15 protein-coding genes are annotated in these 16826 nt (G+C 62.5%); 6 read left to right on the top strand and 9 right to left on the bottom strand.

Annotated elements, in window-relative coordinates; genetic code table 11:
• Positions 1 to 3 precede the first annotated feature (3 nt).
• Genes AC1Q6I_RS06820 through AC1Q6I_RS06810 form a run of 3 tightly spaced genes read left to right on the top strand, consistent with a single transcriptional unit; the run spans position 4 to position 2780 of the window.
• Positions 4 to 882 carry a metal ABC transporter substrate-binding protein gene (locus AC1Q6I_RS06820; protein WP_102623576.1) on the top strand — a complete coding sequence of 293 codons (879 nt, stop codon included), beginning with the start codon at positions 4 to 6 and terminating at the stop codon, positions 880 to 882.
• Entirely contained in the window at positions 879 to 1439 is a 561-nt protein-coding gene (locus tag AC1Q6I_RS06815; protein WP_102623575.1) for a gamma carbonic anhydrase family protein, read from the top strand. Before AC1Q6I_RS06820 ends, AC1Q6I_RS06815 begins: the two co-directional genes overlap by 4 nt.
• Before the next feature lie 3 nt (positions 1440 to 1442).
• Positions 1443 to 2780 (top strand): dihydroorotase, encoded by a 1338-nt coding sequence (locus AC1Q6I_RS06810; RefSeq protein WP_102623574.1) that lies wholly within the window; start codon positions 1443 to 1445, stop codon positions 2778 to 2780.
• Here AC1Q6I_RS06810 and AC1Q6I_RS06805 read toward each other — a convergent pair.
• Entirely contained in the window at positions 2777 to 3298 is a 522-nt protein-coding gene (locus AC1Q6I_RS06805) for a DUF3617 domain-containing protein (protein ID WP_024078203.1), read from the bottom strand. The two genes, AC1Q6I_RS06810 and AC1Q6I_RS06805, sit on opposite strands and share 4 nt — an antisense overlap.
• 130 nt (positions 3299 to 3428) lie before the next feature.
• Between AC1Q6I_RS06805 and cls the strand changes: the two genes are divergently transcribed.
• Positions 3429 to 4868, top strand: a complete 1440-nt coding sequence (gene cls, locus AC1Q6I_RS06800) for a cardiolipin synthase (RefSeq protein ID WP_024078204.1) — start codon at positions 3429 to 3431, stop codon at positions 4866 to 4868.
• 78 nt (positions 4869 to 4946) lie between these two features.
• Here cls and cfaB read toward each other — a convergent pair whose 3' ends face one another.
• From cfaB to hflK (AC1Q6I_RS06760), 8 genes are all read right to left on the bottom strand, one after another.
• Positions 4947 to 6131: a C17 cyclopropane fatty acid synthase CfaB gene (cfaB, locus tag AC1Q6I_RS06795; protein ID WP_024078205.1), complete on the bottom strand. Its 1185-nt coding sequence runs from the start codon at positions 6129 to 6131 to the stop codon at positions 4947 to 4949.
• 87 nt (positions 6132 to 6218) lie between these two features.
• Entirely contained in the window at positions 6219 to 7007 is a 789-nt protein-coding gene (locus AC1Q6I_RS06790; protein WP_102623573.1) for an HvfC/BufC N-terminal domain-containing protein, read from the bottom strand.
• Positions 6998 to 7843 carry an MNIO family bufferin maturase gene (gene bufB / locus AC1Q6I_RS06785; RefSeq protein ID WP_069077319.1) on the bottom strand — a complete coding sequence of 282 codons (846 nt, stop codon included), beginning with the start codon at positions 7841 to 7843 and terminating at the stop codon, positions 6998 to 7000. Before bufB ends, AC1Q6I_RS06790 begins: the two co-directional genes overlap by 10 nt.
• 65 nt (positions 7844 to 7908) lie before the next feature.
• Positions 7909 to 8160 (bottom strand): BufA2 family periplasmic bufferin-type metallophore, encoded by a 252-nt coding sequence (gene bufA2, locus AC1Q6I_RS06780; protein WP_024078208.1) that lies wholly within the window; start codon positions 8158 to 8160, stop codon positions 7909 to 7911.
• Between the two features lie 117 nt (positions 8161 to 8277).
• Positions 8278 to 10164, bottom strand: coding sequence for a cation-translocating P-type ATPase (locus tag AC1Q6I_RS06775; RefSeq protein WP_102623572.1), 1887 nt, complete (start codon positions 10162 to 10164; stop codon positions 8278 to 8280).
• Positions 10161 to 11195: a protease modulator HflK gene (gene hflK / locus AC1Q6I_RS06770; protein WP_024078210.1), complete on the bottom strand. Its 1035-nt coding sequence runs from the start codon at positions 11193 to 11195 to the stop codon at positions 10161 to 10163. Before hflK (AC1Q6I_RS06770) ends, AC1Q6I_RS06775 begins: the two co-directional genes overlap by 4 nt.
• Positions 11192 to 12181, bottom strand: coding sequence for a protease modulator HflC (hflC, locus tag AC1Q6I_RS06765; RefSeq protein ID WP_162163627.1), 990 nt, complete (start codon positions 12179 to 12181; stop codon positions 11192 to 11194). Before hflC ends, hflK (AC1Q6I_RS06770) begins: the two co-directional genes overlap by 4 nt.
• A gap of 9 nt (positions 12182 to 12190) precedes the next feature.
• Positions 12191 to 14116 (bottom strand): protease modulator HflK, encoded by a 1926-nt coding sequence (gene hflK, locus AC1Q6I_RS06760; protein WP_102623571.1) that lies wholly within the window; start codon positions 14114 to 14116, stop codon positions 12191 to 12193.
• Positions 14117 to 14437: 321 nt separating this feature from the next.
• Here hflK (AC1Q6I_RS06760) and AC1Q6I_RS06755 point away from each other — a divergent pair, with 321 nt between their 5' ends.
• Both AC1Q6I_RS06755 and AC1Q6I_RS06750 read left to right on the top strand, forming a co-directional pair.
• Positions 14438 to 15061, top strand: coding sequence for a CDP-alcohol phosphatidyltransferase family protein (locus AC1Q6I_RS06755; RefSeq protein WP_102623570.1), 624 nt, complete (start codon positions 14438 to 14440; stop codon positions 15059 to 15061).
• Positions 15062 to 15071: 10 nt separating this feature from the next.
• Positions 15072 to 16826 carry a bifunctional alpha/beta hydrolase/class I SAM-dependent methyltransferase gene (locus AC1Q6I_RS06750; protein WP_102623569.1) on the top strand — a complete coding sequence of 585 codons (1755 nt, stop codon included), beginning with the start codon at positions 15072 to 15074 and terminating at the stop codon, positions 16824 to 16826.

Genomic DNA, 16826 nt, shown 5'->3' with positions numbered 1-16826 from the left:
CCGATGCGCGCTTTACTCGTGCTGTTCAGTCTCGTCCTGTCGTTATCGACGGCCCAGGCCGCCGACAAACTCCAAGTGGTTACCAGCTTCAGTATCCTCGATGACATCACCCACCAGATTGGTGGTGATCACATCCAGATCAGCAATATGGTCGGCCCCGACGCGGACGCCCATACCTACGAGCCCACCCCGGACGATGCCAAGGCGTTGCTCAAGGCCAGGCTGATCATCAAGAACGGCCTCGGTTTTGAACCCTGGCTGGACCGCCTGGTCACCAGCACCGAAACCAAGGCCACGGTGGTCACCGCCAGCAAAGGTGTGATCTCCCACACCATGGAGGAGGACGGCGAAACCATCCCCGATCCACACGCCTGGCACAACCTGGCCAACGCCGAAATCTACGTGAACAACATTACCAAGGCGCTGGTGGCCGCCGACCCGGCCAACAAGGCCGACTACCTGCACAACAGCCAAGCCTACCTGAAAGAAATCTACCGCCTGCTCGCCGAAGCCAAGACCAAATTCGGCGCGCTGCCACCGGGCAACCGTCGCATCGTGACCTCTCATGACGCCTTCGGCTACCTGGGCCAGGCCTATGGCATCCAGTTCCTGGCGCCTCAGGGCCTGTCCACCGAACGTGAGCCTTCGGCCGCCGAAGTCGCCGCGCTGATCACCCAGATCCGTAAAGACAAGGTCAAAGCCGTGTTCATGGAAAACATCAAGGACTCACGCCTGCTCAAGCAGATCGCCGACGAAAGCGGCGCGCAGATCGGCGGCACGCTTTACTCCGACGCTCTTGCAGCAGAAGGCCCGGCCAGCACCTTTACCGGGCTGTTCGAATACAACCTCAATACCTTATGCGCCGCGTTGGGTAAGCCATGATTCGCAAGAACCCTTCCGGCGATCTGCCGGTGATCGCCGAATCGGCCTACGTCGACAAGACGGCGATCATCTGCGGCAAGGTCATCATTGGCGAGAACGTCTTCGTCGGCCCCTACGCCGTAATCCGCGCCGATGAAGTCAACGCCAGCGGCGCCATGGACCCTATCACCATCGGCGCCAACTCCAATATCCAGGACGGCGTGGTGATCCACTCCAAATCGGGCGCGGCGGTGACCATCGGCGAGCTCACCTCCATCGCCCACCGCTCCATCGTCCATGGCCCCTGCAGCGTCGGCGACCGTGTCTTCATCGGCTTCAACAGCGTGCTGTTCAACTGCACCGTCGGCGACGGCTGCGTGGTGCGTCATAACTCGGTGGTCGACGGCCGCGACTTGCCCACCGCGTTCTACGTGCCCTCCACTACCCGCATCGGGCCGAACACTGACCTTTCGCAGTTCCCGCCGGTCAGTGTCAGCGCCTCGGAGTTTTCCGAAGACGTGGCACGCACCAACGTCGACTTGGTCCGCGGTTACAAAGCCCTGCAAAACGAGTTCTGAACCATGAGCCGCCTGCTGATCCGTAACGCCCGCCTGGTCAACGAAGGCCAGGTATTTGACGCTGATGTACTGGTCGCCAACGGCCGCATCGAGAAAATCGCCAGCAGTATCGAGCACTGTAATGCGCCCCTGGCGATCGACGCAGAGGGCCAATGGCTGCTGCCAGGGATGATCGATGACCAGGTGCACTTTCGCGACCCTGGCGCACCCGACAAAGGCAGTCTCTACAGCGAATCCCGGGCGGCCGTAGCCGGTGGCATCACCAGTTTCATGGACATGCCCAACACCCAGCCGGCCACGCTGACCCTGCAAGCCCTGGCCGAAAAAAAGCGCCGCGCCGGCCTGCATTCAGTCGCCAACTACGGTTTTCACTTTGGCGTCAGCAACGACAATCTCGACATCATCGCCGCGCTCGATCCCCGCGAAGTGGCTGGGGTCAAAGTGTTCATGGGGGCCTCCACCGGCAATATGTTGGTAGACGACCCTCGGATTCTGGAGCGGCTGTTTGCAGAAGTGCCGACCATCCTGCTGGCCCACTGCGAACACACGCCGAGCATCCTGGCCAACGAGCGGCGCCTGCGCGAGCGTTTCGGGGACAAGATCCCCGCCGTCGCCCACTCGCTGATCCGGGACGCCGAGGCCTGTTATCGCTCCTCCTCTTTGGCCGTGGAGTTGGCCAGGCACCACGGCACACGCCTGCATGTGCTGCACCTGACCAGCGCACGCGAATTGGCCTTGTTCGAGGACAAACCCCTGGCGCAAAAACGTATTACCGCTGAAGTCTGCGTGCACCACCTGCTGTTCGACGACCGCGACTATCACCGCCTGGGCCATCAGATCAAATGCAACCCGGCGATCAAGACCCACGCCGACCGCGACGCCCTGCGCCAAGCCTTGCTCAGTCATCGTCTGGATGTGATTGGCACTGACCATGCGCCGCATACCTGGGCGCAAAAACAGCTGGGGTATTGTGAAGCGCCATCGGGCTTGCCGCTGGTGCAACATGCGTTGCCGGCGCTGCTGGAGTTGGTGGCCGACGGGCTGCTGCCCTTGACCACCCTGGTGGCGAAGACCAGCCATCGGGTCGCCGACCTGTTCGCCATCCCGGATCGGGGTTATCTACGCGAAGGCTATTGGGCCGACCTGGTGCTGATCAAACCAGAGCCGGCGGGCAAGCCCGTCAGCAGCCAGCCGATCCTGGCTCGCTGCGGCTGGACACCCTTCGCCGAGCGCAGCTTCCGCCACAGCGTCAGCACCACGCTGGTCTCCGGCCACCTGGCCTGGCACAACGGCAAGGTGGTCGACAGTTGCCAGGGTTTACCGTTGCAGTTCCTGCGTTAAGCGCGAGGCTTGACCGTACCGCAATTGCTGCCCAGCCACTGGGCATGGCTGTCCAGGCTACCCTTCTGTTGAATGCCAGTGGCATTGAAGGTGCCGTTGACGGTGGTGGTGAATTCCTTCTGGCTCTGGAAGGTGGCAACCCCCGTGCCCTGGGCTTTGGGGCAACTGAAACGGAATTTCCACTGGTTACCGGTCTTGTCGGTGACTTCCTGTTTGCAGCCCGATTGCGGGTCGGTCAGGGGGATCGTGTCAGAGGCAACCTGGGCGGGCGTGAGGCACACCTGCACGCCTTTGCCGGCCATGGTGACGCCCTGCTTTTCCAACATGGCGCGCTGTTCGGGGGTCATCTGTTGCTTGAGCTGACCCAGTATCAGCGACAGGTCCGGCAGGTCCTGGTTATCGACTTTCATATTGCTGGTGGTCAATTCCCACAAGCCCGGCGCCAGCATCTGCGCCTGCGCTGCCACGGGCAACGACAAACCAACAACCATGGCCAAACCAAGCAGACGAGCATTCATCGGGTAACTCCTGGGCAATTGTTGGCGTTAGACGCCGTAAACGTGCCAGTGTTGCACGACAAATAAAATAGCGACATTCGTGGCCGAACATGGTCTGTTACGCATTGGATTGTCTGGAGTCATGTCGTCCATGGATTTTTTTGGCCCGCACCTGCTCGCCTACTTCATCGCCACGCTGCACTTTCTCGGGACCCTCGCCGCGATCCATGCGGTGCTGACCGTCAGGACCGCCCAAGGCTCGATCGCCTGGGCCTTGTCGCTGATGTTCATGCCCTACCTGACCCTGATCCCCTACCTGATTTTCGGCCGCAGCACCTTCGATGCCTACATCCAGGCGCGGCGCCAGGCCAACCAGGAAATGCACACTGCTATCACCGAGCTGAACTGGCGCCCGTGGGTCGAGGAAGCCTTGGCCGCGCGCAACTCCAGCGCCTACGCCTCCCTGCGTGCCATGCCCAAGCTGGGGCGCATGCCATGCCTGGCAAACAATGAAGTGCGTTTGCTGATTAATGGCGACGCCACCTTCAGTGCGATCTTCGACGCCATTCGCAACGCCAATACTGCCGTGCTGTTTCAGTTCTTCATCATTCATGACGATGAACTCGGCCGCCAACTGCACGCCTTATTGAAGGAAAAGGTCGCACAAGGCGTAGGCATCTACGTGCTCTATGACCGAATCGGCAGCCATGCCCTGCCCCATCGCTACGTGCAATCGCTACGCGACGCCGGGGTGCAGGTCAAGGCGTTCGCCACCCGTAGCGGCTGGCTCAATCGCTTCCAGGTCAACTTCCGCAACCACCGCAAGATCGTAGTGGTGGATGGCATCACCGGCTTTGTTGGTGGGCACAACGTCGGTGACGAATACCTGGGCAAAAAACCGCCGCTGGCTCCGTGGCGCGATACCCATGTGCAAGTCACCGGCCCGGTGGTGGCCTGCCTGCAGGAGTCGTTCGCTGAAGACTGGTTCTGGGCCGCACGAGAACTGCCGCCCTTGATCCTGCCGGACACCTACCCCGACGACGGTGTGCTCTGCCAATTGCTCGCCAGCGGCCCGGCAGACCCGTATGAAACCTGCTCGCTGTTTTTTGTCGAGGCCATCCACGCGGCGACCGAGCGTGTGTGGATCACCAGCCCGTATTTCATTCCCGACGAAGCGGTGTTTGCCGCCCTGCGCCTGGCGGTCCTGCGCGGGGTGGACGTACGCCTGCTGCTGCCATCCAGGCCCGACCACCGAATCGTGTATGCCGCGTCCAGCCTCTACGCCATCGAAGCCGTACGAGCCGGGGTGCGGGTATTCCGCTATACGCCAGGCTTTCTGCATCAGAAGGTGGTGTTGGTGGACAGCGAAATCAGCGCCATCGGCAGTGCGAATATGGACAACCGTTCCTTCCGGTTGAATTTCGAAGTGATGTTACTGACCGTCGACGAAGCCTTCGCCAAGGAAGTGGAGCACATGTTGCTGGACGACTTTGCCCTGGCGCATGAAGTCAGCCAAGAGGAAAGCCGCGAAACCCGCCGCCTGCAACACCTGGGCATGCGGATCGCGCGCTTGATCTCACCGATTCTCTAACAGCCAACGCAGTAGAAAAAAGGTGGGAGGGGCACCGCCCCTCCCACCTTTAGTTCTTTAGTGCTTTCGTCATCGTGATCAGCGGTAGATATCTTCCCGCGTCCACGGCAGTTCATGGCTGCCATCCGCGTGAGGTTTCACCGCCAGGATCTGGTGCAAGTTGATCCAGCCCCGTGCAAACGCATACGCGCACCCCGCCAGGTACAACCGCCAAATACGCAACGCTTGCTCCGGCACCATCTTCGCCGCCGCTTCCAGGTTATCCTCCAGGCGTTCGCTCCAATGGTCCAGGGTGCGGGCGTAGTGCAGGCGCAGGCTTTCCACATCAACCACTTCCAGCCCGGCTTCGCTGATCTCTGCGGTCATCATCGCCAGGTGCGGCAGTTCGCCGTTGGGAAATACGTAGCGCTCGATAAAATCCCCGGCGCCACGGCCTACGGGACGACCATCGGTATGTTTGGCGGTAATACCGTGGTTCATCACCAGGCCGCCTTCACGCACCGCGCCAAACAGGGTCTTGCAGTATTGCGCCAGGTTGGCGTGGCCGACGTGCTCGAACATGCCCACGCTCACCACTTTGTCGAAACGGCCATCCTGGGGCAGGTCACGGTAGTCGAGCAACTGCAGGTCGACCTGACCTTCCAGGCCCTCGGCTTTTACCCGCTCTTTAGCCAAGGCCAGTTGGGCCTTGCTCAGGGTGATACCAAACACCTTGGCCCCGAACTCCCGCGCCGCATAACGCGCCAGCCCGCCCCAGCCACAGCCGACGTCGAGCAGATAGTCCCCCGGCTGCAGCCGCAGCTTGCGGCACAGATGGCGAAATTTGTCTTGTTGGGCCTGGTCGATGGATTCGCTGCCGGTTTCGAAATATGCGCAGGAATAGGCCATGTCCTGGTCCAACCAAAGCTGGTAGAACTCGTTGGACAGGTCGTAATGGTAGGAAATCGCCGCTGCGTCAGTGGCCTTGTCGTGGATCGAGCGCACCGGACGATTCCCTGCGTCGTCATCGACCAGGGCGTGACTCAATTCGTCACAAACCCGGATCACTTCGGTGATGGAGCCTTCCAGCTCCAATTTGCCCTCGACGAAGGCCTCGCCCAGTGAGTCGAGCGTTGGATGGCTAAGCTTGGACACAACCGTGGGGTCCTTCACCACGATGGTCACACTGGGCTCAGGGCCCAAGTTGAATTCATGGCCATCCCAGAGTCGAAGACGCAGCGGTAGCTGAAGATTCTGTAAGGCCGGTGGAAGTTGCGCGAGCATGAGTAGTCCCCCCTTGTTTCAGACGTCTGGAATGAGGGTAGACCATCCGAAGACAAAGTAGGAGGCTATCGATTTAATAGCAGCCTTCTATGGGGCTCGGCGCTCGAGCAAACCGTCCTGGACCCACTGTTTCAGCCACGTGACCGCTTGCAGTGGTGCGCCCTCTCCATAAGTGACTAGCAACTGCACACACAGTTCTGAAAAACTCCAACCGGTGGTCACCATTCCGGCCAACGCACAGATTTGCGCCGAGTCCATGCTGCGGTAATGGCAGATTTGCTGATGACGCCATACCAGGCAGATTTGCGCCGGCTCCAGCGCCTGGCTGCCGGGGAATTCCGATTGATCCTTGCTCGCACGCCAGATCGCCACCGTGTTGAAGCGACAGAGCAGTTGTTGCACGGTCGGCGCCAACTGAACCTTAAGCCCAGGCCACTCGTCAGGCGGCAACGACGCCATGGCGTCCAGGGTCAACGGCTGCCCCAGCGGCGCATCGAAGGCCAGGGTAAACGCCCACTCCAGGCGCGCCAGCTCAGCCAGCGGCGCACTTTGTGCAGCCACCAGGTGCTCAAGGATAAACGCGGGAAACCGCTCACCCAGCCAGCGCAGGCTGTAATGAGCCGAGGGATAACGACGTACATAGGCTTCGGCCAGCCGCGCAAACTCATCATCCCCCAACCAATACCAGATGGCGCCGAAGTCATGCCGCATGACATCCCGCAACCGTTCCAGATAGGCGTTGTGGTAAATCGCCAGGCCGGTGTCCACATCCAAAGTGGGCCCGCCGAGCAAGGTCGCGGCAAAGCCGCTGTCGGCAGTCGAGGTGTCCGATAACAGGTGCTGTTCGAAGGCCATCTGCCAATCGATCAGGCGCATCGCGACCTCCTGGCCAACGCGGTGGCGCCCAGTTCGCGGGCCTTGCTCAACTCGGTCAGCAACTCTTCGAAGGGCGGGAAATGATCGTCACGCTCCAACAGTGTCGAGACCGGCCCCAGGTGCTCCAGCGTCCGTTGATACAGCGCCCATACCGGATCGCACACCGGCTGGTCATGAGTATCGACCACATAGTCGCCGTAGTCCCTATGCCCGGCCAGATGCAGCTGCCGAATGCTCTCGGGCGGCAGGTTGAGAATGAAGGTCCAGGCGTCGAAACCGTGGTTACGGGCGCTGACATACACATTGTTGACGTCCAGCAAAAGCTGGCAGCCCGACAGATGGGACAGGGCGTTGAGGAATTCCCACTCGGTGAATTCATCCAGCTTGGAACGCACATAGCTGGAGACATTCTCCAGCACCAACGGGCGCTGCAACACGTCTTGCACCTGGCGGATACGGTTGGCGACGTAGTAAAGGCTTTCTTCGGTGTAAGGCAGCGGCAGCAGGTCATGCAGCTGATGCGCGTTGCCGCGGCTCCAGCACAGATGGTCGGAAATCCACGCTGGCTGGATACGCTCGGCGAGCTGCTTGATGTGCTGGAGGTAATCGGTATCGAGGGCATGGGGGCCACCGATGGACAGGGACACGCCGTGCATCACCAGGGGGTAGCGCTCGGCGATTGCGTCCAGGTAGTACAAGGCTTTGCCGCCCTGCACCAGATAATTCTCGGAGATCACTTCGAACCAATCCACCGCAGGGGATTGCTCAAGGATCTGTTCATAGTATTCGTTGCGTAAACCCAGGCCGTAACCCAGGGAGGGGAAAGAGCTGGCCATCATGGACTCCTGGAAAGGTGTCCGCAGCGGTCGGAATACCCGCTGCGGGTGCACTCGGCTTGCGCTTACTCGCCGACCTTGCCACCAGCCTTGTCGCACTCAGCCTTGGTCATGGCCTTGAAGCCGTGGCCCTTGCACACCGCCTGGCCTTTGCAGGCGTTTTCAGCGGTCTTGCAGTCGTTCATGCCTTTGCAGGAAGTCACGCCGTAGCAATGAACCGCCGCGTCTGCGGCCTGCGCCTGAGTGGCGACACCGGCAAACATGGAAGCGGCAGCGATCGCCAGGGCAGCACCGGAAACGGCTTGTTTGATGTTCATTGTGTAGTCCTCATCAATCAGTAGTGGAGTCGGTCTGAACGGATTGCTCAGTCTCGACACACCACTAGAGTGAGGCCCCCTATCGGCGTTACAGCCGCTTGCAAAAATTCCTCGGAATTATTCGTCGAGCTTCAACAGCGGCTCCTGGAAACGCAGCAAACGCCCGGCGTTACCCAGCACCAGCAAGGTGCTGAGGTTGTGCAGCACCGCCGCAATCATTGCCCCCGCGGCCCCCAGCCAACCGAATGCGGCAAACACCACGATGGCCAACGTCCAACCCAGCCCGATGATCACATTGACCTGCAATGTCTTGCGGCACTGGCGACTCAAGCGCACACAGGTGCCCAACCGGCGCAGGTCGCTGCCGATCAACACCACATCCGCCGACGCGAGTGCGATATCCGCCCCACCCGCGCCCATGGCGACGCCGACCACGCCGGCCTTGAGTGCCAGGGAGTCGTTGATCCCATCACCCACCACCATCGGCCGGAAGCCGCTGCTGATCTCCCCCAACACGCGATTGAGCTTGTCTTCCGGCAATGCCTGGGCTTCGACATCACTGATGCCGACGTCCAGGGCCAGGCTGTCGGCCACGCTCTGGCGGTCGCCGGTGAGCAGCAATTGCCGGCCCAGGCCCAGCTCCCGCAGCTCTTGCAGGGCCTGGCGGGCTTCCGGCTTGACGCTGTCAGCCAGCAGCAACCAGGCGAGGAATCGCCCGTTCAGCGCCAGCCCGGCAATCGGGCCGTCGTGGTTCGGCACGGTCGTGGTGGCAATACCCAATTGTTCGAACAACTCCGGGCGCCCCAACGCGGCTTCACCCTGCTCGGTCTGTGCCACGACGCCCAGGCCCTGGCGTTCGCGGATATCAGTCAGCACCAACAATTGCGCCTGGATCGCCAACCCCGCCAACGCCCGACTGACCGGGTGACTGCTGGCCGAGCCGAGGCTGGCTGCAAGGTTCAGCAACCCCTGGCGGTCCGACACGCTGGTTTCGATCGACTGCAAACGCAGGGTGCCAAAGGTCAGGGTGCCGGTCTTGTCGACCACCAACGAAGTCAGGTCCGCCAACTCTTCCAGGAAGGCTGAACTGCGAATCAGAATCCCATGCCGTGCCGCCACGGCAATCCCGGCAATTGCCGTGGCCGGTGCCGACAGCACCAGCGCACACGGGCATGCCGCCACCAGCACCGCGAGCATCGCCTGGGCGTCGTTGGTGACAAACCAGGTGACCGCCGCCAGCAACAGCACCAACACCATATAGCTGCCGGCATAGCGCTCCAGCAGCCGCGTGATCGGTGGCTTGGAACGCTCGGCGTTCTGCATCAGGGCGATGACCTTGCCCAGGGTCGATTCATTACCGGTGCGGGTCACTTGCAGGCGCAGCAAGCCGTCGAGGTTGATCGCCCCACCAAACACCTGCATGCCGACACTGGCCTCCAGCGGCACCGACTCACCGGTGATCGGCGCCGTGTCCAGGCTCGCCTGGCCAGATAACACCACCCCATCCGCCGGCACCCGGTCGCCCGCACGCACTTCGACGATATCGCCGGTGTTCAGCGTGCCGTTGTCCACTTCAATGATGCTCCCGTCAGCCTGCACCCGGCGCGCATGGCTGCGGGTCAGCTTGCCCAAGGCATGGATCGCTTCCTGGGAGCCGATCACGCTGCGCTCTTCCAGCACATGGCCAAAGATCATGATGATCGGCAGCAGCGCGGCGGTCAGCAGATCGCCCGTCGCCCAGGCGCCGAGCATGGCCAGGGCGATCAGTTGGTCGGTGATGCCATGCAGGCTGGGAAACCGCAGGCTATACCAGGCCGAACGCATCACCGGCACGGCCACCAGCAGCGAAGCGACACCCAGCAACAACTGGCTCACCCCCTGCTGGTCCGGCGCCAGCCAGCGCCACACCAGGCCCAGCACCAGCAAACCCAAGGCGAGCATGGCCAGGGTCAATTGCCGGGCGGCGCTGCGCTGCTCGGCGGAAGTCAGCATAGGTGCGCTCATTGGTCGGCTCCCTGGATGATCAAGCGGGAGTCGTCTTTGGGATCGACCGTGGTCACTGAGCCGGCCTGGCCGAGGATTTTCGGCAAGCGCTCGCGGTACAGTCGCAGCAGCAGGCCGGGGTCTTTGACCTGGGCCAGGCTTGCGACAGTGGCGGTTTGCGCCTGGGCATTGGCCAGGCGCTCACTGGCCTGGGCATGGGCGACTTGCACCATGCGGTCGGCTTGCTGGTTGGCGGTCTGGGTGAGCTTTTCCGCGTCGGTACGCGCATTGGCCACCGCTTTGTCAGCCTGCTGGCTGGCAGTGAGTACCGCATTGAACGCATTCACCGCCGGGCTCGGCAGGCTCGATTGCACATCGACACGGGTCACTTCGATACCCAGGCCCAGACCGCTGGCGGCCAACTCGGCCAAGCGTTTATTGATGCCCTGCACCAGGTCCCCGCGCAGCCGTTCACGGCGCTCGGCGGCGCCGTTGTCGGTACCGATCAGTTCGGGGCGCGCCACCAGGATCGTGTCGAGGTCACGGGCGGCGGTCAGTGCCACGGCACTGCGGGTCACCAGGCGATCCAGGGCCGGCAGTACATGCTCGCCCTGCAACACAAACGCGTAGGGTTCGGTGACCTTATAGAACACCCGCACATCCAGCTGCACCACGCCGGCATCGCCGGTCAGCAGGTAGCCGGAGCCGGCCAGCGCATCGCTCAACGGTGTGGCGAAACTGGCCACGCGGTCGGCCTGTACCGCCGCATCGGAGCGCAGCAGGTTCTCGACGCGGCGTTCGATCACACGGTCTGCCGCCGGCAACAGCACCACTTGCTCGAAGGGTTGCGGCCACGCCAGCAATAGCCCCGCGTTCTGGATTCGATCCAGTGCGCCGAAGTGCAAGACCACGGCGCGGTTCTGGGGGTCGATCTGGCGCACATTGGAAAATGCCCAGGCCAGCGCCGCCAACACAGTCACCGCGTACAGCGCCAGGAACGTCAGGCGGCCGGCCTGGATCCAGGGGCTGTCCGGGCTGTCACGCTCAGTCATGGTTGAACGTCCTTCGGCCCGTCCACCAAGACGCGAAATGGCGCGGCGTCAGTGCGCAGGATGATCTTGGTACCCGGGGTGACCACGGTGCCCAAGGTATCCAGCGAGCGCAGCAAGTTATACAACTGCGGGTTGCCGGCGTAGGCACGACCATAAATCTGCGCGGCTTCGACCCGCGATTGGGCTTCGATATCGGCAGCTTTTACCGTGGCGTCAGCCTGCACGATCCGCGCATCGCGCTCGGCAGCGGAGCGAATCTGCGCCGCTTCACGCTTGCCCACGGCGGTGCGTTCAGTGGCGATGGTTTCACGCTCGGCGCGCATGCGGTCGACGGTGGCAGTGAGGGTCACCGACGGCAAGGTCAGCCGCTCAATACCCACCTGCGCCACGCGTACGCCATAGGTGGTGAGCAATTGTTGATCGATCTGCTGGCGCAACTGCGCCTCGAATTCGGCGATGCGCACCTGGCTGGCATCCGTATTGATCAGGCTGGACAGGTCGAAGCTGGCCGCCGTGGTTTCCAGTGCCGAACCGACAAAGGTGCGAATCTGCCGCGCCGCTTCATCCGGTTGGTTCTGCACTGCACGCATAAAGCGCTGCACATTGTCGGCATCGCCCTGTACCTGCCATGCCACATAGGCCTGCACGATAATGCGCAGGCCGTCGCGGGTGCCCACGTCCTGCAAACCGCTGGAAGTGGTGCGCAAGCGCAGGTCCACCGGGATCGCCGCTTCGAACGGTGCCGGCCAGCGCCAGCCCAGGCCCGGCTCCAGCAGCACTCTCGATGGGTTGCCGAAACGGGTAATCACCGTGGCCTCGCCCGACCGCACCTGCACCAGGCTGGCGGCAGCGACTGCAAACAGCACCAGCAATACGGCCCAGGCCATTCGGCGCCAAGGGAATGGGCCGGCGGGTTGTTCATCACCATGATGGTGATGATGGTGGCCGTGGTGGTGACCATGATCGTGAGAATGAGCGCTCAACAGACAGACTCCTTATTGAACGGCTTTACGCGGTACCGAGGGATCGGCCGGCAAGGTAAAAGAACGCAGATCGATCGTCGGCGCACTGTTGGCGCCCAGGCGATGATCCAGAATCAACAGTTTGGCGTGGGCCAGGCCCTGGCTGAGTTGGCCGAGGTACTGTTCCAGCACAAAGGCCCGGCCGGCCGTGGCGTAGGCCTTCTGTTCGGCGCTAAAACGCAGGTCTGCCGCCTGGGCGCCGGCACTCACTTCACGGGCGATGGCCAATGCCTGGTCGCGGGCGGTGCTGGCTTGCAACAACGCCTGGTTGGTTTGTTCGCTGGCAGCGCCGCGCTCACGGGAAATCAGGGCCTGGGCGCCGATCTGTGCCGCTTGCACGCCGTGGTAGGCATTGGCGGCACCGGCCGGCGGGTGGATCGCCTCCACCACGGTCGCCAAGATTTCCACCCCGCTGTCGAGCGTTTGCAGGTCGGCTTGTACGGCATGGCCGATTTCGTCGGCCAAGCGGGTGCGTTGTTCGCCAAGCAATTCATCGAGGGTGCGTGAAGCGAAGTCATGCACGAGGATGCGGCTGGCGGTGCTGCGGATCAGGGTCGGCACATCGGCGCTGTTATAGGTGGCGGCCAGCGCGGCCTGGTCGGTCAGGCCGATACGGTAGACGAAACGCACGTCCATATTGACGATCTGGAAGCTCTGCTTGTCACCGCTGCTGCTGGCAATCACCTGGGATTTGTCATTGACATGGCTGGCGTCCCACAAGCGGTTGGCAATCAACGGCGCGGGGCCTTCGGCGGCGGCAAGCTCCGGCGTGGCAGCCTCGCTGACGCTGGTCGCCAGCTCATGCACCACGCCGTTCTCCACACTCAACACGCGGCCCAGCGGCCAGGGCAAGCCGGCATGCAGGCCAGGGCCAAAGACCTCCACGGGTTTGCCGAAGCGCTCATAAATCCCACGGCCTTGCAGGGGCACTTCGTGTACGCCGGTCAGTGCCCAGCCTACGGCCAGCACCACCAGCAATACCGGCAGGAACGCCCGGCGCATGTAGGTAAACGCCCAGATCTGGCGCAGGTCGATGCCGAAGCGGTTGTGCAATTCGTGCTGCAGCGCCTGCAAGGGTTGTGGCGGCCAGCGCAGCAACCCGGCGATAAAGCTCTGCGCCGTCAGGCGCGGTTCCAGGCGCGGCTGCCGTGGGCTGAACAACGAGAGTACGCCGCGTAACAGAAACTCCAGCGCCACCAGCGCCGGCAACAGCCCGATCAGCGTGGCCAAGCGCAATGGCCAGACCGCTTCGGCACCCGCGAACAACAGGCAAATCGCACTGACCACCAGGCAGATGATCGCGACTCGACTGAGCTGCACCAACTGCGCGGCTTCCGGCCACTGCGCAGCGGTTTCCTGAGCCAGGCGGCGCTCGAACACCAGCAAGCCGAAGGCCAATGCCAGCGCCAGCGCCGCGCCGATGCTGGCAGACTGACTAACCGCCGCCGCAGGCAAGGCCAGGTTCCAGAACTCGAGGACGCTGACCAGCGCCAGCAGCGACCAACCGACGAGCCACAACACGGGCGCGCCGATCTGGGCAAGCAGCCCGCTGCCGAATCGATTGATCAGGTCGCGGTGCCAGGCGGCGGGCTCAACAGGTGGCTCGATCAGCTCGACGATGGTCCCTTCCAGCGCCTGGGCGCGCCAATCGGCCACCCACCACGCCGACTGCAAGCCGGCCACCAGCACCAGCAGGGCCGACGCGCAGTTGATCAACACCACCGGCCAGATCGACAGCGGCGCAAACAGCGCGACAAACAGCGCCAATACCCAGCCACTGATAGCCAGCAGGGTCAGGCTGATACCGGCTTGTCTCAATCGACGGGCATGGAACAGCCCTTGCTGAAAACGCGGCAAGCCTTCTACCGAGGCGCCTTCAGCTTCTAGATCCAGTTGCATCCACTCAACGCCCGCTCGTACACAATTCGTTACGATATAACACGGATAGTGAAATTTTTGTTCGATAAACACCCCTTTTCAAGCCGCCCACAGATCCCATGTGGGAGGGTGCTTGCCCCCGATGACAATGGATCAGCCAACACCTGCATCAACTGACAGACCGCTATCGGGAGCAAGCCCCTCGCACATTTGCTCTTGCGTGCTTTCCAGATCGTGACTAACCCCCCATAAACACAAGCCATCACTGGTACAGGCCACGAATAATCGGCACACTCCAAACCAGTTTTTCGCGGGCTCACGGACAAGGAAGCGTCACCTCCCATGATTTCGATCTATCAGCTCAAACCGCGTTTTCAAAACCTGCTGCGCCCCCTCGTGCAGCGCCTCTACGACAACGGCACCACCGCCAACCAGATCACCGTACTGGCCGGCGTCGTTTCCCTGCTGGTCGGTCTGCTGATCGCTGGCTTCGCCCAGCACCTTTGGCTGTTTGCACTGATCCCGCTGTGGATGATCCTGCGCATGGCCCTCAACGCCATCGACGGCATGCTCGCGCGGGAATTCGGCCAGCAGTCGCGCCTGGGTGCCTACCTCAATGAACTGTGCGACGTGATCGCCGACAGCGCGCTGATCCTGCCCTTTGCGCTGATCCCCGGCGTCAGCCTGGTGCCCGTACTGCTGGTGACCTTGCTTGCGGTGTTCAGCGAATACGCGGGTGTGCTGGGACCGATGATTGGCGCATCACGGCGTTACGACGGGCCAATGGGCAAGAGTGATCGGGCGTTCGTCCTTGGCGTACTGGCCATGGGTGTGGCGCTGGGCTGGCTTGGCGCCGGTTGGGTCGATGCGGTGATGTGGCTGGTCGCCGCCCTGCTCGCCTACACCTTGGTCAACCGGGTGCGCCAGGGTCTCAAAGAAGAACACTCCATCTCCCCTTCTGCATAAGGATTTTGCGATGCGCGAACAGCAAGAACACACCTTCGCTACCCATGATGGCGTCGAGCTTTTCTACCGGCACTGGCCGGCCACCGCCCCCGCGAACGGCGAGCCACGCAAAGCGATCCTGCTGTTCCATCGCGGTCACGAGCATTCGGGGCGCATCGCCCACCTGGTCGATGAACTGAACCTGCCGCAGTTCGACTTCTTTGCCTGGGACGCCCGTGGCCACGGCCAATCGCCTGGCGCACGCGGCGACAGCCCCAGCTTCGCCACCAGCGCCCGCGACGTGCAGACCTTCTGCGACCATGTCGGCGCCACCCACGGTATCGAGGAAGAAAATGTCGCCGTGATCGCCCAAAGCGTCGGCGCCGTGATCGCCGCCACCTGGGTCCACGACTACGCCCCTAAAATCCGTGCCCTGGTGCTGGCCTCCCCGGCGTTCAAGGTCAAGCTGTACGTGCCTTTCGCCCGCCCCGGCCTGGCACTGATGCGCAAGTTTCGCGGCAACTTTTTCGTCAACAGCTACGTCAAGGCCAAGTTCCTCAGCCATGATCCGGAGCGCGTGGCGTCCTACGACAGCGACCCGCTGATCACCAAGGCGATTTCGGTGAATGTGCTGCTGGGCCTGTACGAAGCCGCCGACCGGATTGTAGCCGATGCCCAGGCGATCCAGGTCCCCACCCAGTTGCTGATCTCCGGCTCCGACTTCGTGGTGCACCGCAAACCCCAGCAGCAGTTTTTCGATCGCCTGGGCAGCCTGAAAAAAGAGCTGCATATCCTCCCCGGCTTTTTCCACGACACCCTCGGCGAACGTAACCGTGCCGTGGCCGTAAGCAGCGCCAGGCGCTTTATCCTGCAAAACTTCACCCAGCCGCTGGACCGCGCTTCTCTGCTGGACGCCGACAAGCTGGGTGCCACCTGCGCCGAGTCCGAAGCCCTTGCCGCGCCACTGCCGCGCAACTCCCTGCGCGACCTGTACTGGCGCATGACCCGCGCCAGCATGGGCCTGGGCAAGAACCTGTCGGATGGCGTAAAGCTGGGCTTCGACACCGGGTTCGACTCCGGCAGCACCCTGGACTACGTGTACCGCAACACGCCCACCGGCAAAGGCGCGCTGGGTCGGATGATCGACACCAATTACCTCAACTCCATCGGCTGGCGCGGTATTCGCCAGCGCAAGCTGAACGTCGAAGAACTGCTGCGCCTGGCCATGGCCAAGCTGCGGGATGAACAGCGTGAAGTACGCATTGTCGACATCGCCGCCGGCCACGGCCGCTACATCCTTGAAGCGTTGCAAGGCGTGTCGCCGCTGCCGGAATCGATCCTGCTGCGCGACTACAGCGACATCAACGTGCGCGACGGTAGCGCGCTGATTCGTGAGAAAGGCCTGGGGGAGATTGCGCAGTTCGTCAAAGGCGATGCGTTCGACCGCGCTGACCTGGCCGCGCTGGCGCCCAAGCCGACGCTGGCCGTGGTCTCCGGGCTGTATGAATTGTTCGCCGATAACGCCATGGTCGGCGGTTCGCTGGCCGGCCTGGCTGACGCGGTGGAACCCGGCGGTTACCTGGTCTACACCGGCCAGCCATGGCACCCGCAGTTGGAGTTGATTGCCCGCGCGCTGACCAGCCATCGCCAAGGCCAGGCCTGGGTGATGCGTCGCCGCAGCCAGGCGGAAATGGACCAACTGGTGGAGGCCGCCGGTTTCCGCAAAATCACCCAGCGTGTGGATGAGTGGGGCATCTTTACCGTGTCCCTGGCACAGAAGATCTGA

The organism is Pseudomonas sp. MPR-R2A5 (assembly GCF_058793055.1).
This window is presented reverse-complemented; position numbering and strand designations above follow the sequence as displayed.

What these genes read in the sequence shown, in the direction of transcription:
- AC1Q6I_RS06815 (WP_102623575.1), top strand. Translation starts at nt 879, where the DNA reads ATGATTCGCAAGAACCCTTCCGGCGATCTGCCGGTGATCGCCGAATCG.
- AC1Q6I_RS06755 (WP_102623570.1), top strand. Translation starts at nt 14,438, where the DNA reads ATGATTTCGATCTATCAGCTCAAACCGCGTTTTCAAAACCTGCTGCGC.
- AC1Q6I_RS06820 (WP_102623576.1), top strand. Translation starts at nt 4, where the DNA reads ATGCGCGCTTTACTCGTGCTGTTCAGTCTCGTCCTGTCGTTATCGACG.
- cfaB (WP_024078205.1), bottom strand. Translation starts at nt 6,131, where the DNA reads ATGCTCGCGCAACTTCCACCGGCCTTACAGAATCTTCAGCTACCGCTG.
- AC1Q6I_RS06775 (WP_102623572.1), bottom strand. Translation starts at nt 10,164, where the DNA reads ATGAGCGCACCTATGCTGACTTCCGCCGAGCAGCGCAGCGCCGCCCGG.
- cls (WP_024078204.1), top strand. Translation starts at nt 3,429, where the DNA reads ATGGATTTTTTTGGCCCGCACCTGCTCGCCTACTTCATCGCCACGCTG.
- hflK (WP_102623571.1), bottom strand. Translation starts at nt 14,116, where the DNA reads ATGCAACTGGATCTAGAAGCTGAAGGCGCCTCGGTAGAAGGCTTGCCG.
- bufA2 (WP_024078208.1), bottom strand. Translation starts at nt 8,160, where the DNA reads ATGAACATCAAACAAGCCGTTTCCGGTGCTGCCCTGGCGATCGCTGCC.
- AC1Q6I_RS06810 (WP_102623574.1), top strand. Translation starts at nt 1,443, where the DNA reads ATGAGCCGCCTGCTGATCCGTAACGCCCGCCTGGTCAACGAAGGCCAG.
- bufB (WP_069077319.1), bottom strand. Translation starts at nt 7,843, where the DNA reads ATGGCCAGCTCTTTCCCCTCCCTGGGTTACGGCCTGGGTTTACGCAAC.
- AC1Q6I_RS06790 (WP_102623573.1), bottom strand. Translation starts at nt 7,007, where the DNA reads ATGCGCCTGATCGATTGGCAGATGGCCTTCGAACAGCACCTGTTATCG.
- hflK (WP_024078210.1), bottom strand. Translation starts at nt 11,195, where the DNA reads ATGACTGAGCGTGACAGCCCGGACAGCCCCTGGATCCAGGCCGGCCGC.
- AC1Q6I_RS06750 (WP_102623569.1), top strand. Translation starts at nt 15,072, where the DNA reads ATGCGCGAACAGCAAGAACACACCTTCGCTACCCATGATGGCGTCGAG.
- AC1Q6I_RS06805 (WP_024078203.1), bottom strand. Translation starts at nt 3,298, where the DNA reads ATGAATGCTCGTCTGCTTGGTTTGGCCATGGTTGTTGGTTTGTCGTTG.